Genomic DNA, 22,254 nt, shown 5'->3' with positions numbered 1-22,254 from the left:
TATGAGTATTCATTATGTCGGGATTAGAGAACCAATAAAAGTCATTTTAGAGAAGATGAAAGTTGAGTATGAAGACTATCCTGTTCAATAATTGATTTTGGCGGGGCTGTTATTATGAAAAAGAATACTTTAGTAAATAATACTGATTTTCAAACGGAAACGATTATTTTATCTAATAGAAGCTGGTATACTGAGGATGAACTAGTTCTGAAAGTGAATTGGTTGAAAATTCATCAGAATAGCATACTTTATAGGACTTCACCGCTTGATATTAATATAGAACTTTACAGAGGATGGGCAGGTGCTACTGGTAAATTAATAACTGCATTTTCTCCCGAGGGAGTTAATTGGATCAATACAAAAGATGTTGTAAAGGCATGTTTGATCCCTAAACAGGATGTTAGGAATCGCGCTGGAAAGGCATATGATTTAACAGGACCAGAGTTAGTAAGTATGAGTAGGCTGAAGGATATATTTGAAGAGGATTTAAACATGAAAATTGAATTGTATTGTAAAAGTAAAGAAGAGGTCATATCAATTTTGTCCCAGAACAATATGCCTTTAGACGTATTAGAATGGTTAGCCGAATTTCAAGAAGCTTCTTCTTCAAAACATTTACAGCCATTTACGAACACGCTGGAACAAATAATTGGTCACCCCCCAAATCAGGCACAATTATCTAAAATACAAATTAATTATTCTTAAAGGAGGAATAATATATGTTTGTCAAAGATCAAGAAATGACGAGGTATAAATTAGCACCACACATTACGCTAGGTAAACTAGAAGACAGTTTGATTGGTTTAAAAGCGCAAACTATCACCAAAATTGAAGGTGACGGAATTATTGAATTTATTCAAGAAATTTCTAATTATCTTACGGAAGATAATGGGGTTTCCATTAAAGAGCTGGAGGAGAATTTCGAAGTAGAGAGTGATCAATTAAAACATGTCCTCGAATTTTTAGTTGCGAACGGAATGTGTGTTAAGACGGATATGACCTTTGATTTAACTGCGCTTTTGTCTTATGAAAGAGCCGGTGGACAAGTATTGGTTGAAGATATACTAGATCGTTTAAAAACAGGGATTGTTGAAGTTATTACGCGAGATCATAACCCAGTTGCTGCTGAATTCATTCGTCATTTGCAAGCGGCAGGGCTACAAGTAGTGCTTAAAGGAGAATTAAATAAGCAGCCAGATATCAGGGTTGCTATTGGCAACTCTCATTTAGATCCGATTTTTGAAGAAATAAATGATCTGGCATTAGAAGACCATGTCCCTTGGTTAAGCATTGTGCCATATGATGGACAGACATCTTGGGTAGGTCCATTTTTCTTGCCACATCAATCAGCTTGTTTACATTGCTATAACCTTCGAAAATCAGCAAATTTTTCTGACGAAGTATTGCGATCAGACTTAATGAAAATAAAACCTATAAATCCTGAAAAGAAACCGGTTTATCATATGCCGATTAATTTAGTTCAAATCGGAATTGCAAGTAATTTAATTTTAGAATGGCTCACACTAAAAGATTACGCACCAAGTGCAACACCAGGTGGATTTACAACAATTAATTTAGATGATAAAGGTGTCTCATGTAATCATCATCGTGTTTATCGAGTTCCTAGATGCCCAAAGTGTTCCCCAGCTGCAGATACAGGTTTTCCTCAAGTTTGGTTTCATGGTGAGGTGAATAATTAATTATGGCTAATAAATGGACAACGTTAGAAGAGTCATGGGAAATACTCGACCAATTGGCAGATCCTTATGTTGGGATAGTCCGTAGAGAGTATAGAAAACTCAGAGACGTTGATGATATATGGGGTCATTCATATGGAGCGCATGGTACAGACAGCAATATTTTATTTGGAATACCATCTAATTCATATAATGGGGGAGGATCTGCTAATCCAGCTGCAGCCAGATTAGCAGCTATAGGTGAAACGGTGGAAAGATATAGTGCCGCTTATTTACCTTTAAACTCTGATGTTGTATGTTTTGGTACTCAAAAGGACTTAATCAATGAAGGCAAATCAGTAATTGGCTTTGATAAGTGGGAGATGTATGCTGTCACTCAATATGAAGACCCGAATTTTCCTCATGATAGATGGAATGAAGATACAAAATTATGGTGGAGAAAAGGTCATATTGCTGAAAATAATGAAGAAGTTTGGACGCCTGCTCAATTAATTCATATTGCAAACTATACTGAGTGGCCAGGAGACCCCAATATTGGTCATGCAACTAGTAATGGACTAGCTTGTGGTATTACATATCAAGAAGCGGCAATCTCAGGTTTATTTGAAACAATTGAAAGAGATGCATTTATGCTTACTTGGTACAATAAGTTAAGTTTACCGCAGATCGATATTAATACCTCACCTAGATTAAAACACTTCTATGAAAGATATATTAAACCTACTTCTCTTGATTTGCATTTAGTAGACATGAGCATTTTTTCTGGTGTTCCTACTATTTTGGCAGTGATAAGAAATCCTCATACAGATTTAGCTCCATTTGCTATTGGCGCGGCCTCTGCTCATTCAATTGAAAGAGCATGTGAGAAAGCTGCAATAGAGGGAATGTATACAAGAACTTGGGTAAAAACAGAACAACGATTAGGGAACGCCTTAGTGGATGTAGATTATCATCGAGATATTAACAGTTTTGAAGATCATATTAAACTCTATGCGGGAACAGATATTGTGAAAGAAGCTGATTTTTTAACAGCGAGTGAGAAATTAGTGGACGTTAAAGACTATACACCGTTTGATGATCGTTCTCCAGACATTTTATGGACTAACCTTGTCAGTCATTTATCAAAACAAGGATATCATGTGGCAACTTTTGATTTAACCAGCCCTGATATAAAAGATGCTGGTGCCTATGTCGTAAAATCAATTATTCCTGGATATAAACCGATTGACGTTCTTTATAGAGGTAGAATGTTGGGCGGAGAACGAATTTTAAAACATTCTTATCATTTAGGTTTAGTAGATAAACCTTTTAAGTTAGAAGAACTGAATCCAATTCCACATCCATTTCCTTAATATCGTAGAAAGGTGATTAAATATATGAATAGTATTGAAAGACATGCTACTAATTTGGCTGATGTTGTGTATGGAAACGAAGCATTACGGTTTGATGATCCTTCTGAAAATTGGTTTGAGGCAACAAAAATCTATAGGGGTTCAATGGCATGGGACGCACCTGGTGTTGCAGGGCTGCTGCGATCTCAAACTTTGCAAAAGATTGCTACACATGCAAGTAAAAGATTTGATGACCTACCTTTAATTTTACTACCTAAACCATTAAATACAAATATAACTTTAGACGATGTCATTAAGGAACGAAGAAGTGCAGATTATTTTAACGGGGGGAGTGTTTCATTAGAACAACTCTCAACAGTTTTACAGAAGAGTTATGGATTGGTAGAGCGTAAAGAGGGACCTAGACGCCCTATACCATCTGGCGGGGCACTTTATCCGCTAGATCTATTTATTGTAGCCAATAAAGTGGATTCTTTAGACAAAGGTATTTATCATTTCGATCCGTATAGAAAAGGATTGACTAAAATGGGTGATTACTCTGAAAAAGAATTTGAGAAAATAATGTTACAAGAAGAATCCGTTCAAGATTTTGCATTTGCTGTAGTCATTTCAGCTAATTTTTGGCGTTCTCGATTTAAGTATGGACATCGTTCTTATCGCTTCGTTTTTATGGAGGCAGGACATGTCATGCAAAATATGATTTTGCTATCTACTGCACAGAAGATTAATAGCCGACCATTCGGAGGGTTTATCGATGATGAGTTAATGGAACTGATCGGTGGATTTAATGGAGTAGATGATGCCCCAATTTATACATTGATTGCGGGTACTTAAATAGATGATTTCAATGGTAGCAGCTTTAGGGATCCTCATTCACTTTTTGGGTCCCTTAAGCTCTAAAATGGTGATCAAAATCAAGAGAGATAAACCAATATCCGATCGAAAGTTAATAACATATATCACTCCTCAGAGGAGCTATGATGGATTCACGATTATCGGAGCTTCTATATGCTGTGGAGCATTTTCTCAAGAGCTCTTAGTTGAAATTTCTAATAATAAAAATGTGTATGGTGTTTTATTCTTCTTTTTATTAGGTGTCCTATTACCGTCATTTCTATGGAAATTAAAAAACAAAGTTGTTGCATTTAGAGGCAGATATGTTGTCAATGTTGATTCAATCATTTTTCTTCCATTAACGGCTCTATCAGAAGAATTGATTTGGCGGTTCTTTCTTCCGTTATTTTTACTAACAAATTCTGTGGAGTCTGTAGCGGTATCGATCTGTATCAGTTCAATAGGATTTATCTTGCTGCATATACCAATAGGCGGTGTTAAGTCTATTGCTTATATGTCGCTTTTTACATTAATCACAGTTATTTCATACTTAACATTTGGTATTCTAGCAGCGATAGCATTTCATATTTCACATAATCTGTTCATTCATTTTTTTCAACCTCGCAAAATAAAGAACTTCAAAACGAAACCTCCCGTATTATCTGAAACTGATTGGTGAGACTTTTTATAAAGGTGGTAAACCCTGTGATAATACAAGAAAAGATAAAAGAGCTTAAAGGAAAAAGAGCTCTGGCGCAGTCATGGTTTTTGGATCCAGAAAAAAGAAAAATAAGTTCAAATTATGATAATAGAGAAACGCCATTTACTCGATGTCTATCAGCTGAAACTTTCATTTCTTATTATCAACTAACATTCAAAAAAAACCCTGCCTCTATTTTAGATATAGGATGTGGACAAGGGCAGATGCTTGAGTATTTATCTAAGCAATTACCTCTAGCTGATTTGACTGGAATTGATTCATCTGAAGAAGCCATACATTGTGCAAATCAATTGAATATAAAAGCTCATTTTATTTGTACAGATATCAAAAATTTTTCATCACATGCGAAAAGTTATGATGCGATTTTAATACATCTGTGTTTTGGGCTATTTGAAGATCCTTTAGCATTATTAGAACAGTTACTTCCTTATTTATCAAATGAATCGATTATTTATATAGTTGATTTAAATCGAGATAGTTTAGAAAGTGGATTGAGTTCAGTTCAGAACAAAGAAGAAGAACTGTATTTATATGATCAATATCACGCCTCATTGACATTATCTGAGTTCGAGCAGCTACTCACCTATATGACCAAAACTAGAAAAGATATGATGTATAAGATTGGTACTTCTATAATTGGAGGGTTTAGCCCATTTAGTATGGAATTTTTATCGTTAATAGGAAATGAAAATTTACAACAAACGTTAAGGCAGGTTCCAGATGAATATAGCAATTCAGCACAGAAGACACCTTTACTTTTACATGCATGGCTGATTAAACAGTCTGGATAAATTCATTCCATATAAACATGGTTCTTTCTCTATGTATAATATGAAGGTTTGGTTATCCGTTCAGTCTCCGCCTGCTCTTCGGGGAGTTCAATATGAATGATCTTTACATTGCTATTCCCTAAAAATTAGAACTCGGTTCTCTGAAGTGAGTGAGCAAAGGCAAAGTGCTTATTTCTTTAACGTTAAAGTACTTATCCATTAGGGGGGGGTGAAAAATTTGAAAGTGAAGGCTGTTTACTGATACACTCTTTGCTTCTATATAAATAACCATACTGTGTCATACAAAATGTTTTTTGGAAATAGAGATGGCTTAGTGTAGATGTTACTTTCTTTCATAGGGGAGCTCTGTTCTTCGCTCATTGCATTCAGGTGCATTATTACCAGTCCGCTCTATTCATAGTGGCTTTCCGTTTATATATAAAGGAAGAGAGAGGTATTAATGGTACTGAACATGCTGCAGTAATCGTTGAGCAAGTACCTATTATAAGGAGGAACTTCATTTGCATAAAAAAATTGGATATGGTATAGTTTTTATGGAAATGCTAACGATTACCGAGACAAGAGTGGGGAAACCCGCTCTTTTGTATTGAACAGGCAATTTTTGTCTCGACATTATTCATCCGTTTTCTGCTCCCCCTGCTCACATAAAGCAGGGTTTTTATGCAGAATGATTGATAAGAGCGTTTATCGAAAGCACAAGGAGGAAGAGAATGAGCAAAAAAGTAGTGGATGTCGTAAGCGAAATGGTGCAGCCAATTTTAGATGGCTTACAGCTTGAACTCGTTGATGTTGAATTTGTCAAAGAGGGTCAAAACTGGTTCCTTCGCGTGTTTATTGACTCTGATAAAGGTGTCGATATCGAAGAGTGTGCCAAAGTGAGCGAAGCCTTGAGCGAAAAGCTTGATGAGGCAGATCCGATTAGCCAAAACTACTTTCTTGAAGTGTCCTCTCCTGGAGCGGAGCGCCCATTAAAGAAAAAAGCTGATTTTGAAAAAGCACTTGGAAAAAATGTTTTCATGAAAACATATGAACCAATTGATGGTGAAAAAGCATTTGAAGGTGAGCTTACAAGCTTTGATGGTGAGATTGCAACAGTGACAGTGAAGATCAAGACAAGAAAGAAAGAGATCAATATTCCATACGAAAAAATAGCTAACGCAAGATTAGCAGTTTCGTTCAATTAACCTTTTCATTGATATAAGGGGGAACCATAAAAATGAGTAGTGAGTTGTTAGATGCCCTGACTGTTCTTGAGAAAGAGAAGGGTATTAGTAAAGAAATTATCATTGAAGCGATAGAAGCTGCACTCATTTCTGCATATAAGCGTAATTTTAATCAAGCACAAAATGTTCGTGTTGATTTAAACCGCGAAACGGGAACGATTCGTGTGTTCGCAAGAAAAGATGTTGTAGATGAAGTGTATGATTCTCGCCTTGAAATCTCTGTAGATGATGCAGCCAATATTAACCCGAATTACATGGTTGGTGACGTCGTTGAGATTGAAGTCACACCAAAAGACTTCGGACGCATTGCAGCTCAGACAGCGAAACAAGTTGTGACGCAGCGAGTGAGAGAAGCAGAGCGTGGTGTGATCTACACTGAGTTCATCGACCGCGAGGAAGACATTATGACGGGAATCGTTCAGCGGATTGACAGTAAATTTATTTACGTGTCACTTGGCAAAATCGAAGCCCTTCTTCCTGTCAATGAACAAATGCCAAATGAAGAATACAAACCACATGACCGCATTAAAGTGTTCATTACAAAAGTAGAAAAAACAACAAAAGGACCACAAATTTATGTGTCTAGAACACATCCAGGTCTTTTAAAGCGTTTATTTGAAATTGAAGTACCAGAAATTTATGATGGTACTGTAGAACTTAAATCGGTTGCTAGAGAAGCTGGGGACCGTTCTAAAATATCTGTTCGTACAGATGATCCTGATGTTGATCCAGTTGGCTCCTGTGTTGGACCAAAAGGTCAGCGTGTACAAGCAATTGTCAATGAGCTAAAAGGCGAAAAAATTGACATTGTCCATTGGTCTAATGACCCGGTTGAATTTGTTGCCAATGCGCTCAGTCCATCAAAAGTACTTGATGTCATTGTGAATGAAGAAGACAAGGCGACAACAGTCATTGTCCCTGATTATCAGCTGTCATTAGCGATTGGTAAAAGAGGTCAAAATGCCCGCCTTGCAGCGAAGCTGACTAGCTGGAAAATCGACATTAAAAGCGAAACAGATGCAAGGGAACTCGGTATTTTCCCAAGAACTGAAGACTCTGAATCTCTTTTCTTAGAGGCTGAACCAGTAGCTGAGGAATCTGACGAATAAGAGGTGATATTAAAGGTGAAAAGCCGAAAAAAAATCCCGCTTAGAAAATGCGTCGTGACGGGAGAAATGAAACCAAAGAAAGAACTGATCCGTGTTGTTCGTTCTAAAGAAGGAGAAGTGTCTGTTGACGCTACCGGAAAAATGAACGGACGCGGAGCTTACCTTTCTCTCGATAAAGAAACCATTCTTGCGGCAAAGAACAAACGCAGTTTACAGCAGCAATTTCAGACACAGATTGACGAACACATATTTGAAGAATTACTAGAACTAGCTGAAAAGGTGAAAAAACCTAATGAATGAATCTGAATGGTATCCTTTGCTTGGTCTAGCAAATCGAGCTCGTAAAGTCGTGTCAGGAGAAGATCTGGTGATCAAAGAAATTAGACATGCGCGTGCTAAGCTGGTTCTTCTTGCAGCAGATGCCTCATCTAACACAGAGAAAAAGGTATCTGACAAATGCAAATTTTATAATGTTCCGGTTAGAAAAGTTGAAGACCGTTCCGTTCTCGGACGTTCTATTGGGAAAGAAGCTCGCGTAGTTGTCGCTATCACTGACCAAGGCTTCGCTAAGAAGCTCATAAGCTTGCTCGATTAATTTATTTGGGGGTGAACGAATGGCTAAAGTGAGAGTATATGAATACGCAAAAGCCATAGATGTTTCAAGTAAAGATATTATAGCAGCGCTTAAGGATATGAACGTGGAAGTGAACAACCACATGGCGACGCTTGAAGACGACACTGTGAAAAAGCTAGACGCTATCTATAAAAAAGCCAAAGCAAAAGAGACAGCTAACGAGAAACCCGCAGAACAAAAAAAACAATCATCTAACAAAAACAATGATAGAAAGAAGAATGACGTGCAGAATAATCAATTTAATAAAAACAAAAAAAACAACAACCAAAATAAAAACAAAAATAAACGCGGTGGAAATAACAAACCGCAGCATCAGCAAGCTAGACCTGTGAAGCCTAAAAAAGAGCTTCCTGAAAAAATTGAATTTACAAATTCAATGACTGTCGGCCAGCTGGCTGATGAGCTTGGAAAAGAAACAGCTGAAATCATCAAAAAGCTGATGATGCTTGGTGTCATGGCAACGATCAACCAAGAACTTGATAAAGATACAGTTGAATTAATCGCTTCTGAATATGGTGTTCCAGTAGAGGAAGTCATTATTTTAGAAGAAACTGAACTTGAAAAGTATGAAGTTGAAGATAAAGAAGAAGATATGCAAGTACGCCCTCCAGTTGTAACGATCATGGGACACGTTGACCACGGGAAAACAACTCTTCTTGACAGCATTCGTAAGACAAAAGTCGTCGAAGGCGAAGCAGGTGGAATCACGCAGCATATCGGTGCATACCAAATTGAAGAAAACGGCAAAAAAATTACATTCCTTGATACACCTGGACACGCAGCATTTACAACGATGCGTGCACGTGGTGCCGAAGTAACGGATACGACCATTCTGGTTGTTGCAGCTGATGATGGTGTCATGCCGCAAACAATTGAAGCGATTAACCATGCGAAAGCGGCAGAAGTGCCAATCATTGTCGCTGTTAACAAAATTGACAAACCAACAGCGAACCCTGACCGCGTGATGCAGGAATTAACTGAGCATGGTCTTGTACCAGAAGCTTGGGGCGGCGAAACCATTTTCGTTCCACTATCTGCGAAAACAGGTGAAGGCATTGACGAATTGATCGAAATGATCCTTCTTGTCAGCGAAGTAGCAGAACTGAAAGCCAACCCTAATCGTGCGGCAAAAGGGACTGTCATCGAGGCTGAGCTTGATAAAGGAAGAGGTTCTGTTGCAACCCTTCTTGTTCAAACAGGTACACTTCATGTAGGTGACCCAATCGTTGTCGGAAATACATTTGGCCGTGTACGTGCAATGGTCAATGACATCGGCCGCCGCGTGAAAACAGCAGGACCATCTACACCTGTTGAAATCACTGGTTTAAACGATGTACCGAATGCAGGGGATCAGTTCCTCGTATTCAAAGATGAAAAAACAGCTCGTCAAGTCGGTGAGGCGCGTGCTTCTAAACAGCTGGACGAACAGCGTTCAGATAAAGCAAAATTATCTCTAGACGACCTATTTGAGCAAATCAAACAAGGTGACGTAAAAGATATCAACTTGATCGTGAAAGCAGACGTACAAGGCTCTGCTGAAGCATTAACAGCAGCTCTTCAAAAAATTGAAGTCGAAGGCGTAAAAGTGAAAATCATCCATACGGGTGTTGGAGCGATTACAGAATCAGACATCATTTTAGCAAGTGCTTCTAATGCCATCGTGATTGGCTTTAACGTACGTCCTGATGGAAATGCGAAGAGCACAGCTGAGACTGAGAACGTTGATATCCGCTTGCACCGCATTATCTATAAAGTCATCGATGAAATTGAAGCTGCGATGAAAGGAATGCTTGACCCTGAATATGAAGAAAAAGTCATCGGTCAAGTTGAAGTCCGTCAAACGTTCAAAGTATCTAAAATCGGTACAATTGCTGGCGGTTATGTAACTGAAGGAACGATTACAAGAGATAGCGGAATCCGCTTAATCCGTGACGGCGTCGTTATTTTTGAAGGCGAAGTTGACGTGTTAAAACGATTTAAAGATGATGTGAAAGAAGTTTCACAAGGCTATGAATGTGGTATTACCATTAAGAAATACAATGATATCCGTGAAGGTGATGTCATGGAATCATTCGTTATGCAAGAAATCGAAAGAAAATGATCGGTTATACCGAATGTGAGTGCATGATCTATGATGCATCCTCACTGAAGGAAAAACGTGCGGTTCTTCAGCGAATATTGACAAGAACGCGTCATAAATTCAATGTAACCATTGCTGAAATGGATTACCAGGATACATGGCAGCGTACATCAATCGGAATCGCCGTGATTTCCTCATCTCGGGTTCAAGTGGAAAAGGAGCTTCAGCGTGTATTAAGCTTTATCGATTCTTTTCCTGAAATTGAACGAACGATCACGAAAACTGAGTGGTTTTAATTAGAGGTGATAAGATCATGAGTATGAGAGCAACCCGTGTGGGTGAGCAAATGAAAAAAGAATTGGGCGACATCTTAGGCAGAAAGCTAAAAGATCCAAGAATCGGCTTTTTGACTGTAACTGATGTCGAAGTATCCGGTGATTTGCAAATTGCCAAAGTCTACATTTCTGTTCTTGGCGACGAGAAGAAAAGAGAGGAAACCTTAAAAGGTCTTGCAAAGGCTAAAGGGTACATCCGCTCTGAAATTGGCAATCGAATCAGACTTCGCAAAACACCAGAACTGCACTTTGAATTCGACGAATCTGTAGATTACGGAAATCGAATTGAAAGCCTGATTGCTGAATTAAACACAAAAGATCACGAATAAGACGTTGAAATAAGGATAGGCGATGATCGTCTGTCCTTTTTCATCGTTTATGAAAGGAGAGAACGCAGATGATAAATGGTGTTCTTTTATTACATAAAGAAAGAGGCATGACCTCACACGACTGTGTGTTTAAAGTAAGAAAAATTTTGCACACAAAAAAAGTCGGCCATACAGGCACCCTCGACCCAGAGGTTTCAGGTGTTCTCCCTATTTGTATCGGAAGAGCAACGAAGATTGTAGAATACTTAACAGATAAATCGAAAACGTATGATGCGGAGATCACGATTGGCTTTTCTACAACAACAGAAGACCAAACAGGTGAGATCGTAGAAGAAAAAAAGGTGGAAAAACCGATCTCAGAAAAAGAAATTGATGAGGCGCTGAAGCAGTTTGAAGGAACCATTGAACAAATTCCTCCCATGTTTTCTGCTGTGAAAATTGGCGGGAAAAAGCTCTATGAATATGCAAGAGAAGGCATTGAAATTGAGCGGCCGAGCCGAGAAATTACTATTCACCGTATCGAGCGGACTACACCTGTCACATATGAGGATGGTAGCGTGTCATTTAGGTTTACCGTTCTATGTTCAAAGGGAACATATGTGAGGACCTTAGCGGTTGATATCGGGAAGAAACTAGGGTTTCCAGCCCACATGTCACATCTCATTCGTACAGGGTCTGGTGATTTTACACTTGATGAATGTATCACGCTGGATGAGCTGCGAGATATAAGCGAGGAAGGAACTGTAGATGAGCACCTTGTCCCGATCGAGCGTGCGCTCAATCATTTGCCGAAATGGGAGATAAATGATACATTAGCAAGTAAAGTGGAAAACGGTGCAGTCCTGCCAATGCCTGATGAATTTGCTCATTTCGCAGAGTCGGATCGTGTCGCTGTATTTGCTCCTTCAGGCCGTTGTCTGGCGATTTATATGAAGCACCCGACCAAACAGAACCTGATGAAGCCGGCGAAGATCTTATCTCAGGACAAGCAATCTTAAAGAAAAGGTGACATCTCGTGAAGACTATACATATTTCACACCCACATACATTGAATCAAAAGGATCAAGTCCCGTCTGTCATGGCTTTAGGGTACTTTGACGGTGTTCACCTTGGGCATCAAAAAGTCATTGACAAAGCGAAAAGCATTGCGGAAAAAGAAGGATTGGCCTTAGCAGTCATGACCTTTCATCCGCATCCATCACATGTTTTGCAAAAGGCACGGGAACCAAAAGACTTAATTACACCGCTTGAGGATAAAATTGATTTTATCGAACAGCTGGGCGCTGACTATTTATACATCGTACAATTCAGCGAGAGTTTTGCAGCTCTATCTCCTCAAGAGTTTGTGGATCAATATTTGGATGAATTGAATGTGAAGCACGCAGTAGCGGGGTTTGATTTTACGTTTGGCCGTTTTGGTGCAGGCACAATGGAAACGTTCGACGAATACGGAAAAGGCCGTATCAATGCAACCATCGTACCTAAGCTGTCCAATCAAGACCGAAAAGTCAGCTCCACTCTCATCCGTTCCGCATTAAAAAATGGGGATGTTGAATATGTGAGCGAGCTTTTAGGAAAACCTTATCAGCTTCGCGGCATTGTCATCCATGGAGACAAACGCGGACGGACGATCGGGTTTCCGACAGCTAATGTCGGCTTATCTGCTGAATACATTATTCCGCCAACAGGGGTATATGCAGTAAGAGCAGAAGTAAAAGGTAAAGTATATGACGGTGTTTGTAATGTCGGCTATAAACCAACATTTTATGAAAAACGTCCTGATCAGCCTGCCATTGAAGTAAACCTCTTTGATTTTAACGAAGAAATATATGGCCAGCCGATTAAATTACAATGGTTCAAGCGCATTCGCAGTGAACGAAAATTTAACGGAATCCAGGAGCTGACGGCTCAAATCAGTCAAGATAAAGAAGAAGCGATTCAGTTTTTTCAAGATCAGCATAAGCAAACAAAAAAATCATAGAAAAACTGCTCTACCATTTGCAAATTCAGCATATTTTTAGTATGATTATTCCTGTAGCTTTAAAACCACTTACTTGGCAGGCCGACTTCACCGACGGCTGCGAGGTAGATGGGGCTAACATGATTTGGAGGTGAAACAGGATGGCAATTACTCAAGAGCGTAAAACGCAATTAATTAATGAGTTCAAAACACACGAATCTGATACTGGATCTCCAGAAGTTCAGATCGCTGTCCTAACAGAATCAATTAACAACTTGAACGAGCATTTACGTACTCATAAGAAAGATCACCACTCACGTCGCGGTCTTTTGAAAATGGTAGGTAGACGTCGTAATCTTCTTACGTATCTACGTAATAAAGACGTAACTCGTTACCGTGAGTTAATTAACAAACTAGGCTTACGTCGATAATCGTAAAAAGCGGGAGGATTCCCGCTTTTTTATCGTATAATCACTAATATTTTATGGTTAAAATGTTGAAAGAATGGCAAATACCCTTCTACATACAGCTTTCACATTGATATGTGAAAATCATTTTGTTCATAATAAGAACTAACTAAAATTTTACGATAAGAGAGGAGTTTATCTCAGAATGGGACAAGAGAAACATGTCTTCACCATAGACTGGGCTGGACGTCAACTGACAGTTGAAACTGGCCAGCTTGCAAAGCAAGCAAACGGAGCGGTCCTCGTACGCTACGGAGATACGGCTGTGCTTAGCTCAGCAACAGCTTCTAAAGAACCAAAACCACTTGATTTCTTCCCGCTCACTGTGAACTACGAAGAAAGACTATACGCAGTAGGTAAAATTCCTGGCGGCTTCATTAAAAGAGAAGGCCGTCCAAGTGAAAAGGCTATCCTTGCGAGCCGCTTAATTGACAGACCAATTCGTCCGCTGTTTGCAGATGGATTTAGAAACGAAGTACAAGTCATTAGTATCGTCATGAGTGTGGATCAAGATTGTTCATCTGAAATGGCTGCAATGTTTGGCTCATCTTTAGCTTTATGTGTGTCTGACATTCCATTTGAGGGACCAATCGCCGGCGTTACAGTAGGACGAGTGGATGGAAAGCTGATCATTAACCCAAATGTGGAGCAGCTTGAACAAAGTGACATCAATCTTGTGGTTGCCGGAACAAAAGATGCGATCAACATGGTAGAAGCTGGTGCTGATGAAGTACCGGAAGAGACAATGCTTGAAGCGATCATGTACGGTCACCAAGAGATTAAACGCTTAATCGAATTCCAAGAAGAAATTGTGAAGGCAGTCGGTAAAGAAAAAATCGATATTCCTTTATATGAAGTAGATCAAACGTTAGCAGACGAAGTAAAAGCACTTGCTGAAGCTGACCTGCTGAAAGCGATTCAAGTACATGAGAAGCATGCGCGTGAGGATGCAATCAGTGCTGTGAAAAAAGCTGTAGTTGAGAAGTTTGAAGCAGAAGAACGTGACGAAGCAACGATTAAACAAGCAAAAGATGTATTAAACAAGCTTGTCAAAAACGAAGTTCGCCGTCTGATCACTGAAGAGAAAGTACGTCCAGATGGACGCGGCGTAGATCAAATCCGTCCACTTTCTTCAGAAGTAGGACTTCTGCCAAGAACGCACGGTTCAGGCCTATTTACAAGAGGACAAACACAGGCCCTCAGTATTTGTACATTAGGTGCACTTGGCGATGTGCAAATTCTTGATGGTCTAGGTGTTGAAGAATCAAAACGCTTCATGCACCATTACAACTTCCCGCAATTCAGTGTTGGTGAGACAGGTCCAATGCGCGGTCCAGGCCGTCGTGAGATCGGACATGGTGCACTAGGTGAACGTGCACTAGAACCAGTCATTCCATCCGAAAAAGATTTCCCTTATACGGTTCGCCTCGTTTCAGAGGTATTAGAATCTAACGGATCTACTTCACAAGCAAGTATCTGCGCAAGCACACTTGCGATGATGGATGCGGGTGTTCCAATTAAAGCACCAGTTGCAGGGATTGCAATGGGACTTGTGAAATCTGGGGAATACTACACAGTGCTGACAGACATTCAAGGAATGGAAGATGCACTTGGAGATATGGACTTTAAAGTGGCAGGTACATCAAAAGGTGTCACAGCCCTTCAAATGGACATCAAAATCGATGGCTTGTCAAAAGACATCTTAGAAGAGGCTCTTCAACAAGCGAAAAAAGGAAGAATGGAAATCTTAGACAGCATGCTGTCAACGATTCCTGCTTCTAGAGGAGAATTGTCTCGTTATGCACCTAAAATCTTAACGATGACAATCAATCCGGATAAAATTCGCGATGTCATTGGACCAAGCGGTAAACAAATCAATAAAATTATTGAAGATACCGGTGTGAAAATCGATATTGAACAAGATGGTACAATCTTCATATCTTCTACAGAAGAAGATATGAACCAAAAAGCGAAGAAAATCATTGAAGATCTTGTGAGAGAAGTTGAAGTAGGACAGCTTTACTTAGGTAAAGTCAAACGCATTGAAAAATTCGGTGCCTTCCTTGAAATCTTCAGCGGAAAAGATGGACTTGTTCATATTTCTGAGCTTGCGCTTGAGCGTGTGGGCAAAGTAGAAGATGTCGTGAAACTTGGCGATGAATTACTTGTCAAAGTCACTGAAATCGATAAACAAGGCCGTGTGAACCTTTCTCGGAAAGCTGTTTTACGTGAAGAAAAGGAAAAAGAAGAAAAGCAGTCTTAATGAGATCAAATAAAATGTGTTAGAAGCCAGGTATCCGTGCCAGGCTTCTTTCTTTTCTTGCGCTAACAATAGTTCTAGCTTGTTTCTCCCCGTCATAATTTGTGGTAAAGGGGAGGGACAACCATTGAAAAAAACGTTACCATTCATTGTGTTTGTATTTTTACTGCTCGTGTCATATCAAACGATGAAGCAGCCGGCTGCTGTTACATATATTGAATCAATGAAAGAGCATGCCGAGGTTGCATCTGTTTCAAAAGATATTTTATTTCAGGAAATTGAATCGAAGTCTTCTGACTATGAAGTAAAGGCGCAAAATGCTAAGATTGATAAAGTGTGGAAAAAGATGCCTGGCTTAAATGGACAGACAGTTGATATCGATGCCTCTTATGAAAAAATGAAGAAACAGGGGTCATTCGATGAAAAGCTGCTTGTTTTTAATGAAACAAAACCATCTATTCATTTACATGAGCTTGGTGCAGAGCCCATTTATAAGGGACATCCGGATAAAAAAATGAATGCATTCCTCATCAACGTAGCTTGGGGTGACGAGCATTTAATCAACATGTTAAAGACGCTGGAAAAGCATCAAGTCAAGGCGACCTTTTTCTTAGAAGGCAAATGGGTGAAAAAAAGCACAGAGCTTGCTAAAAAAATCGTGGCAGATGGTCATGAAATTGGAAATCATTCATACAATCACCCAGATATGCGCACACTGACAAGAGAACGAGCATTAGAGCAGATAACGAAAACAAATCGCCAAATTGAAGAATCCCTTGGGAAGAAACCAAAATGGTTTGCGCCTCCAAGCGGCAGCTTTAAAGAAGAAACAGTCAAGCTTGCCAAACAAGAAGGCATGGAAACCATTATGTGGACAGTAGACACCATCGACTGGCAAAAACCATCCCCGGCTATTTTACAAAAGCGGGTGCTTGGGAAAATTCACAATGGGGCGATGATATTAATGCATCCAACAGATGCAACAGCGAAAAGTCTTGACGCACTTATCACTCAAATCAAGGAAAGAGGATATGAATTAGGGACGGTTTCTGACCTCCTAAGTGAAAAAAGACATCCGTGATGCGATCTGTTTGTTGAATAGGAGGAGCAAAACTTGGTCAAAACGTATACATGCCAAAACGGAGTAAGAATTGTACTCGAAAACAATCCCACTGTAAGGTCTGTCGCAATTGGCGTCTGGATTGGAACAGGCTCTAGACATGAGACACCTGAAATTAATGGGATCTCACACTTTTTAGAGCATATGTTTTTTAAAGGGACAAAGACAAGATCTGCACGTGATATCGCAGAATCCTTTGACCGCATTGGTGGTCAGGTGAATGCCTTTACATCAAAAGAATACACTTGCTACTATGCGAAGGTGCTTGATTCACATGCTGGCTACGCCCTCGATGTATTAAGCGACATGTTCTTTCACTCAGCTTTTGATGAAGAAGAGCTGAAAAAAGAAAAAAATGTGGTGTACGAAGAAATTAAAATGTATGAGGATACTCCTGATGACATCGTTCATGATTTATTAAGCAAAGCCATTTATGGTGATCATTCATTAGGATATCCGATTTTAGGAACAGAGGAAACACTCTCTACCTTTAACGGAGACTCACTTAGAAAATATATGGATGAATTCTATACGCCGGACCGCGTCGTGATCTCTGTTGCAGGGAACGTAGATGAGACCTTTATTCGTGAGGTTGAAAAGCTGTTCGGTTCTTATGAAGGAAAAGGGAAGAAGCAGCCTGTAGAAGCTCCAACATTTCATTATGACAAGCTCACACGCAAAAAGGAAACGGAACAAGCGCACCTATGCCTGGGCTTTAATGGCCTTCCAGCTGGAGATAAGGGCATCTATGACTTAATCGTCTTAAATAATGTTCTTGGCGGAAGCATGAGCAGCCGATTATTCCAAGATGTAAGAGAGGACAAAGGACTTGCTTATTCCGTCTTCAGCTATCACAGTTCATTTGCAGATAATGGAATGCTGACGATTTATGGCGGGACTGGAGCGAAGCAGCTAAACCTGCTCTCTGAGACCATCTTACAAACATTAGACGTCTTAAAGCGTGAAGGAATCACGCAGAAAGAACTAGAGAACTCTAAGGAGCAAATGAAAGGCAACCTTATGCTCAGCCTTGAAAGCACAAACAGCAAAATGAGCCGAAACGGTAAAAATGAACTGCTCCTTGGCAAACATCGGACACTCGATGAAATTATTGATGAAATCAACAGCGTCACATTAGATGGCGTGAATAACTTATCTAAACGTATCTTTACAGAAGATTATGCGCTCTCGCTTATTAGTCCGACAGGTGATCAGCCATCATAATGTAAACAACACGGCAGACTCAAAAAAGTCTGCCGTTTTATTGTAGGTAAAGAAGAAAGGGGTTCTGCTTTCATGGAACATGAAAAGCTGAAACAGCTCTCTCCACTTCTGACACAAGCTATTTCTTTCCAAGCCATGACATCTGGTTTTTCGGGAGATCGCACCTTTTTGGTTACAATATCATCTAGTGAAAAGCTGGTGCTTAAGTTATCAGACATTCAAACGTATTCGCGCTATAAAAGAAAAGCATCATTTCAGCGGAAGTTAAAAGATCGAGGGATTCTTTGTTCTGAAGTGATTGAGATTGGAATGAGTGCTGAACTAAACTGTACCTATCGTATTTTCTCCTTTATCGAAGGCGAGAATGCTAGAGACTCCATCCATCTACTTACAAATGAAGAGCAGTATGAAATCGGGAGGCGGGCAGCCAGAGAGCTAAGTTTGATGCATACATGCCGTGCACCTTCTCATGTTCGTCCGTGGGATGAGAAAGTCATGGCAAAACATGAACGGTATGTACATGCCTATCAATCAAGTGGCGTGACGTTTTCCAATGATCAGTTTGTATTAGATTTTATCAAGTCGAATGTTGATGCGGTAAAAGAGAGGCCTAACCAGTTCCAGCATGATGATTTTCATTTAGGGAATATTATCATACAAGGTAATCAATATGCCGGTGTGATTGATTTCGATCAATCCGACTGGGGCGACCCGGTTCATGACTTTTATAAATTGTCCTTATTTAGTCGAGAAAGCAGCATTCCGTTCTCAGCTGGACAACTGGATCAATACGTGAGTACGCAGTCCACAAACCATTTTTGGCTTCTTTTTTCCATCTATACAGCAATGAGCTGCTTTTCATCTATCATCTGGTCGCTTTCCTATGATCCGGGACATGTAAAAGACATGGTGAAACGAGTGGAGAGAATGCTAAAAGATCATAATTGCTTTCATCAACTTAAGCCTGTTTGGTATACCAACTCACATCATACATAACTTGAAAAGAGCAGGACGGTCTATTTCTTCCTTTTGCTGCATATATGATACGGAAGGGAAGTGATGCGATTTTGAGGCTGAGTGAACTGTCAGGAAAAGAGATCGTCGATATTAAAAGAGCGGAGCGGCTTGGCGTGCTTGGACAAACCGACCTTGAAATCAATGAACAGGACGGTCAAATTACAGCACTCATTATACCTTCCGTGAAGTGGTTTGGCTTTCGAAAACAAGGAAATGACATCCGCGTCCCGTGGAATCACATTCAAAAAATAGGATCAGATATGATCATTCTCGATGTGCCTGAAGAACTTCAGCCGCACGGAGAAAAAGAGCACCCATAATAATGGGTGCTCTTTTTCTTTTCTCTCTCTGATTCGTTCACAGGCTGAATCCTCTCCTCATATGCTGAAAGGGAGATTCAGAAAATATTACAGACTTTTTTAAATAAAGAAGGTGAACGGTCAGTATGTTGAGCGGTTTAACGGTTGCGGTGATCGGGGGAGATGCAAGGCAGCTTGAAATTATTCGCAAGTTGTCACAGCAGCATGCCAAAGTATTTTTGGTTGGGTTTGACCAACTGGATCATGGATTTATCGGTGCTGAAAAGCTGAAAATGTCTGAACTTCCATTCGAACAAGTAGACAGTATGATTCTTCCAGTATCTGGGACAACGGATGAAGGCGCTGTTGCTACCGTTTTTTCAAACGAGCAGGTCTTGCTGGAATCTAAATATTTAGAAAGAACCCCTGCCCATTGTATCTTGTACTCAGGTATTTCAAATACGTACTTAGACAATCTGGCAAAGCAGGTGAACCGGAAGCTTGTGAAGCTGTTTGAGCGAGATGATATTGCCATATATAACTCTATTCCAACAGTTGAAGGAATTATCATGATGGCCATTCAGCAAACGGACTATACGATTCACGGGTCTCATGTCGCTGTTCTCGGACTTGGAAGAACAGGACTCACCATTGCCCGCACATTTCGGGCACTAGGGGCAGACGTAAAAGTAGGGGCGGCAGACACAGCACATTTAGCGCGGGCATTTGAGATGGGGCTTAATCCATTTTCAATGGACCAGTTAAAAGAGGAAGTAACGGATGTTGATATTATCATCAATACCATTCCAAGTCTTGTATTAGATTCATCTGTCATCGTCAGCATGACACCAAAGACACTCATTTTGGATATCGCCTCACGCCCAGGCGGAACAGACTTTGACTTTGCACAAAAGCACGGAGTGAAGGCACTTCTTGCACCAGGACTCCCGGGGATTGTTGCACCAAAAACAGCAGGACAAATCATTGCAAAAGTGCTTTCCGGGCTTTTATGTGAACTTGCGGAGGAAAAAAGGGGGATGGAATCATGACAACATTAAAAGGGAAAAGAATCGGCTTTGGTTTAACAGGTTCCCACTGTACGTATGAAGCTGTTTTTCCGCAAATCGAAGCGCTTGTAAAAGAAGGGGCAGAGGTGCGTCCAGTGGTGTCGTACACGGTGCAGAGCACGAATACGAGATTTGGAGATGGAGCCGAGTGGATCGAGCGGATTGAGAAGCTGACTGGATTTCAAGCGATTGACTCAATCGTGAAAGCAGAGCCGCTCGGACCTAAGCTGCCGCTTGATTGTATGGTCATTGCTCCTTTAACTGGTAACTCGATGGCGAAATTTGCAAATGCTATGACAGACAGTCCTGTTTTAATGGCTGCTAAAGCAACCATACGGAATCATCGACCAGTCGTTTTAGGTATCTCAACAAATGATGCGTTAGGTTTAAATGGTACAAATCTGATGAGGCTGATGTCGACAAAGAATATTTTCTTTATTCCGTTTGGTCAGGATGATCCATTCAAAAAACCGACCTCTATGGTCGCGAACATGGATCTGCTATCTCAAACAGTAGAAGAGGCACTCCAGCATAGACAAATTCAGCCAATTTTAATTGGACCAAACGAATAATAGATTCACTAGAAAATCATGAAAGATTCAAAAAAGATGCTTCAAGCCTTGCTTTTCTATGGTAAAATAAAATGTAAAAAGTCATAGGATGGCCATCCGAAAGAAAAGAATCATGGATGGGTCGGAAGGAGTTTTACTGATGGGAAGAGGATTGCATGTAGCTGTAGTTGGAGCGACTGGAGCTGTCGGTCAACAAATGTTAAAAACACTAGCTGACAGAGATTTTGAAATGGATACACTTACTCTACTATCCTCAAAACGTTCTGCTGGAACAAAAGTGACATTCAGAGGTCAAGAGTACACTGTTCAGGAAGCAACACCTGAAAGCTTTGAAGGAGTGAACATCGCATTATTCAGTGCTGGAGGAAATGTTTCTAAAGCGCTGGCTCCTGAAGCAGTCAAACGAGGTGCGATTGTTGTTGACAACACAAGTGCTTTTCGTATGGACGAAAACATCCCTCTTGTCGTACCAGAGGTAAACGAAAAAGATTTGCATGATCATCAAGGGATCATTGCAAACCCTAACTGTTCAACGATTCAAATGGTAGCGGCATTAGAACCGCTTCGTCAGGCATATGGAATGAAAAAAGTCATTGTCTCTACGTATCAAGCAGTATCAGGTGCGGGACATGAAGCCATTGACGAACTATACAGCCAATCACAAGCCATTTTAAATAAAGAGGATGTAACACCAGAAGTCATGCCTTATCAAATTGCATTTAATGCGATCCCGCAAATTGATAAATTCCAAGACAACGGTTATACATTCGAAGAAATGAAAATGATCAACGAAACGAAAAAAATCATGCATATGCCTGAGCTGGAAGTAGCGGCAACATGCGTAAGGCTTCCAATTGAAACAGGCCATTCAGAATCTGTCTACGTCGAACTAGAATCAAATGATGCAACAGTGGAAGACCTCAAATCAATTCTAAAAGATGCACCAGGAATTACGCTGCAAGATGATCCGTCTCAGCAAATTTATCCAATGCCTGCAGATGCTGTTGGGAAAAACGACGTATTTGTCGGCCGCATTCGGAAAGATTTGGACCGTCCAAACGGGTTCCATATGTGGATTGTATCTGATAACCTGCTTAAAGGCGCTGCATGGAACTCAGTTCAAATTGCAGAAAGTTTAAAAGCATTAAAATTAGTTTAACATT

The 22,254-nt window shown here is 40.1% G+C and carries 24 protein-coding genes; all 24 read left to right on the top strand.

Annotated features, from left to right (window positions below; all coding sequences use genetic code 11):
* Positions 1-114 precede the first annotated feature (114 nt).
* The 24 genes from JJ692_RS12960 (at position 115) to asd (ending at position 22,250) form a co-directional block, all read left to right on the top strand.
* Positions 115-705: a Rossmann-fold NAD(P)-binding domain-containing protein gene (locus JJ692_RS12960; protein WP_241257963.1), complete on the top strand. Its 591-nt coding sequence runs from the start codon at positions 115-117 to the stop codon at positions 703-705.
* 14 nt (positions 706-719) lie between these two features.
* Entirely contained in the window at positions 720-1,700 is a 981-nt protein-coding gene (locus tag JJ692_RS12955) for a TOMM precursor leader peptide-binding protein (RefSeq protein WP_206533856.1), read from the top strand.
* Between the two features lie 2 nt (positions 1,701-1,702).
* Positions 1,703-3,049: a YcaO-like family protein gene (locus JJ692_RS12950; RefSeq protein WP_206533855.1), complete on the top strand. Its 1,347-nt coding sequence runs from the start codon at positions 1,703-1,705 to the stop codon at positions 3,047-3,049.
* A 24-nt stretch (positions 3,050-3,073) separates the two neighbouring features.
* Complete coding sequence (locus JJ692_RS12945; RefSeq protein ID WP_206533854.1) at positions 3,074-3,883, top strand: SagB/ThcOx family dehydrogenase; 810 nt, start codon at positions 3,074-3,076, stop codon at positions 3,881-3,883.
* Between the two features lie 13 nt (positions 3,884-3,896).
* Positions 3,897-4,562: a CPBP family intramembrane glutamic endopeptidase gene (locus JJ692_RS12940; protein ID WP_206533853.1), complete on the top strand. Its 666-nt coding sequence runs from the start codon at positions 3,897-3,899 to the stop codon at positions 4,560-4,562.
* A gap of 26 nt (positions 4,563-4,588) precedes the next feature.
* Positions 4,589-5,395, top strand: a complete 807-nt coding sequence (locus JJ692_RS12935; protein ID WP_206533852.1) for a class I SAM-dependent methyltransferase — start codon at positions 4,589-4,591, stop codon at positions 5,393-5,395.
* 710 nt (positions 5,396-6,105) lie between these two features.
* Positions 6,106-6,579 (top strand): ribosome maturation factor RimP, encoded by a 474-nt coding sequence (gene rimP / locus JJ692_RS12930; RefSeq protein WP_003211398.1) that lies wholly within the window; start codon positions 6,106-6,108, stop codon positions 6,577-6,579.
* 32 nt (positions 6,580-6,611) lie between these two features.
* A complete protein-coding gene (gene nusA, locus JJ692_RS12925; RefSeq protein WP_024424140.1) occupies positions 6,612-7,727 on the top strand; it encodes a transcription termination factor NusA in 1,116 nt (371 codons plus the stop codon).
* A 15-nt stretch (positions 7,728-7,742) separates the two neighbouring features.
* Positions 7,743-8,027, top strand: a complete 285-nt coding sequence (gene rnpM, locus JJ692_RS12920; RefSeq protein WP_024424139.1) for an RNase P modulator RnpM — start codon at positions 7,743-7,745, stop codon at positions 8,025-8,027.
* Entirely contained in the window at positions 8,020-8,322 is a 303-nt protein-coding gene (locus JJ692_RS12915; RefSeq protein WP_206533851.1) for a YlxQ family RNA-binding protein, read from the top strand. The genes rnpM and JJ692_RS12915 overlap by 8 nt, the downstream gene beginning before the upstream one ends.
* A gap of 19 nt (positions 8,323-8,341) precedes the next feature.
* Positions 8,342-10,462 carry a translation initiation factor IF-2 gene (gene infB, locus JJ692_RS12910; RefSeq protein ID WP_025092597.1) on the top strand — a complete coding sequence of 707 codons (2,121 nt, stop codon included), beginning with the start codon at positions 8,342-8,344 and terminating at the stop codon, positions 10,460-10,462.
* Positions 10,459-10,737, top strand: a complete 279-nt coding sequence (locus JJ692_RS12905; RefSeq protein WP_024424137.1) for a DUF503 domain-containing protein — start codon at positions 10,459-10,461, stop codon at positions 10,735-10,737. Before infB ends, JJ692_RS12905 begins: the two co-directional genes overlap by 4 nt.
* A gap of 17 nt (positions 10,738-10,754) precedes the next feature.
* On the top strand, positions 10,755-11,105 hold the full coding sequence (gene rbfA, locus JJ692_RS12900) for a 30S ribosome-binding factor RbfA (RefSeq protein ID WP_007499525.1): 351 nt from the start codon (positions 10,755-10,757) through the stop codon (positions 11,103-11,105).
* A 68-nt stretch (positions 11,106-11,173) separates the two neighbouring features.
* The gene (gene truB / locus JJ692_RS12895) at positions 11,174-12,103 is read left to right on the top strand and encodes a tRNA pseudouridine(55) synthase TruB (protein ID WP_024424136.1); all 930 of its coding nucleotides are present in this window, start codon (positions 11,174-11,176) and stop codon (positions 12,101-12,103) included.
* Positions 12,104-12,120: 17 nt separating this feature from the next.
* A complete protein-coding gene (ribF, locus tag JJ692_RS12890) occupies positions 12,121-13,086 on the top strand; it encodes a bifunctional riboflavin kinase/FAD synthetase (RefSeq protein WP_056766472.1) in 966 nt (321 codons plus the stop codon).
* Positions 13,087-13,226: 140 nt separating this feature from the next.
* Entirely contained in the window at positions 13,227-13,496 is a 270-nt protein-coding gene (gene rpsO, locus JJ692_RS12885; RefSeq protein WP_008354438.1) for a 30S ribosomal protein S15, read from the top strand.
* A 181-nt stretch (positions 13,497-13,677) separates the two neighbouring features.
* Positions 13,678-15,795: a polyribonucleotide nucleotidyltransferase gene (gene pnp / locus JJ692_RS12880; RefSeq protein ID WP_024424134.1), complete on the top strand. Its 2,118-nt coding sequence runs from the start codon at positions 13,678-13,680 to the stop codon at positions 15,793-15,795.
* Between the two features lie 124 nt (positions 15,796-15,919).
* Positions 15,920-16,873, top strand: coding sequence for a polysaccharide deacetylase family protein (locus JJ692_RS12875; RefSeq protein WP_056766474.1), 954 nt, complete (start codon positions 15,920-15,922; stop codon positions 16,871-16,873).
* Positions 16,874-16,906: 33 nt separating this feature from the next.
* Positions 16,907-18,136, top strand: a complete 1,230-nt coding sequence (locus tag JJ692_RS12870) for a M16 family metallopeptidase (RefSeq protein WP_024424132.1) — start codon at positions 16,907-16,909, stop codon at positions 18,134-18,136.
* Positions 18,137-18,208: 72 nt separating this feature from the next.
* A complete protein-coding gene (locus JJ692_RS12865) occupies positions 18,209-19,132 on the top strand; it encodes an aminoglycoside phosphotransferase family protein (protein ID WP_206533850.1) in 924 nt (307 codons plus the stop codon).
* Between the two features lie 71 nt (positions 19,133-19,203).
* Positions 19,204-19,473 (top strand): YlmC/YmxH family sporulation protein, encoded by a 270-nt coding sequence (locus JJ692_RS12860; RefSeq protein ID WP_073205208.1) that lies wholly within the window; start codon positions 19,204-19,206, stop codon positions 19,471-19,473.
* A gap of 125 nt (positions 19,474-19,598) precedes the next feature.
* Positions 19,599-20,501: a dipicolinic acid synthetase subunit A gene (gene dpaA, locus JJ692_RS12855; protein WP_206533849.1), complete on the top strand. Its 903-nt coding sequence runs from the start codon at positions 19,599-19,601 to the stop codon at positions 20,499-20,501.
* Positions 20,498-21,091 carry a dipicolinate synthase subunit B gene (gene dpaB / locus JJ692_RS12850; protein ID WP_024427009.1) on the top strand — a complete coding sequence of 198 codons (594 nt, stop codon included), beginning with the start codon at positions 20,498-20,500 and terminating at the stop codon, positions 21,089-21,091. The genes dpaA and dpaB overlap by 4 nt, the downstream gene beginning before the upstream one ends.
* Positions 21,092-21,230: 139 nt before the next feature.
* Complete coding sequence (gene asd, locus JJ692_RS12845; protein WP_024427010.1) at positions 21,231-22,250, top strand: aspartate-semialdehyde dehydrogenase; 1,020 nt, start codon at positions 21,231-21,233, stop codon at positions 22,248-22,250.
* The last annotated feature ends 4 nt before the right edge of the window (positions 22,251-22,254 follow it).

This window comes from Bacillus sp. 3a, assembly GCF_017161885.1.
GTDB lineage: Bacteria > Bacillota > Bacilli > Bacillales > Bacillaceae > Bacillus > Bacillus safensis.
This window is presented reverse-complemented; position numbering and strand designations above follow the sequence as displayed.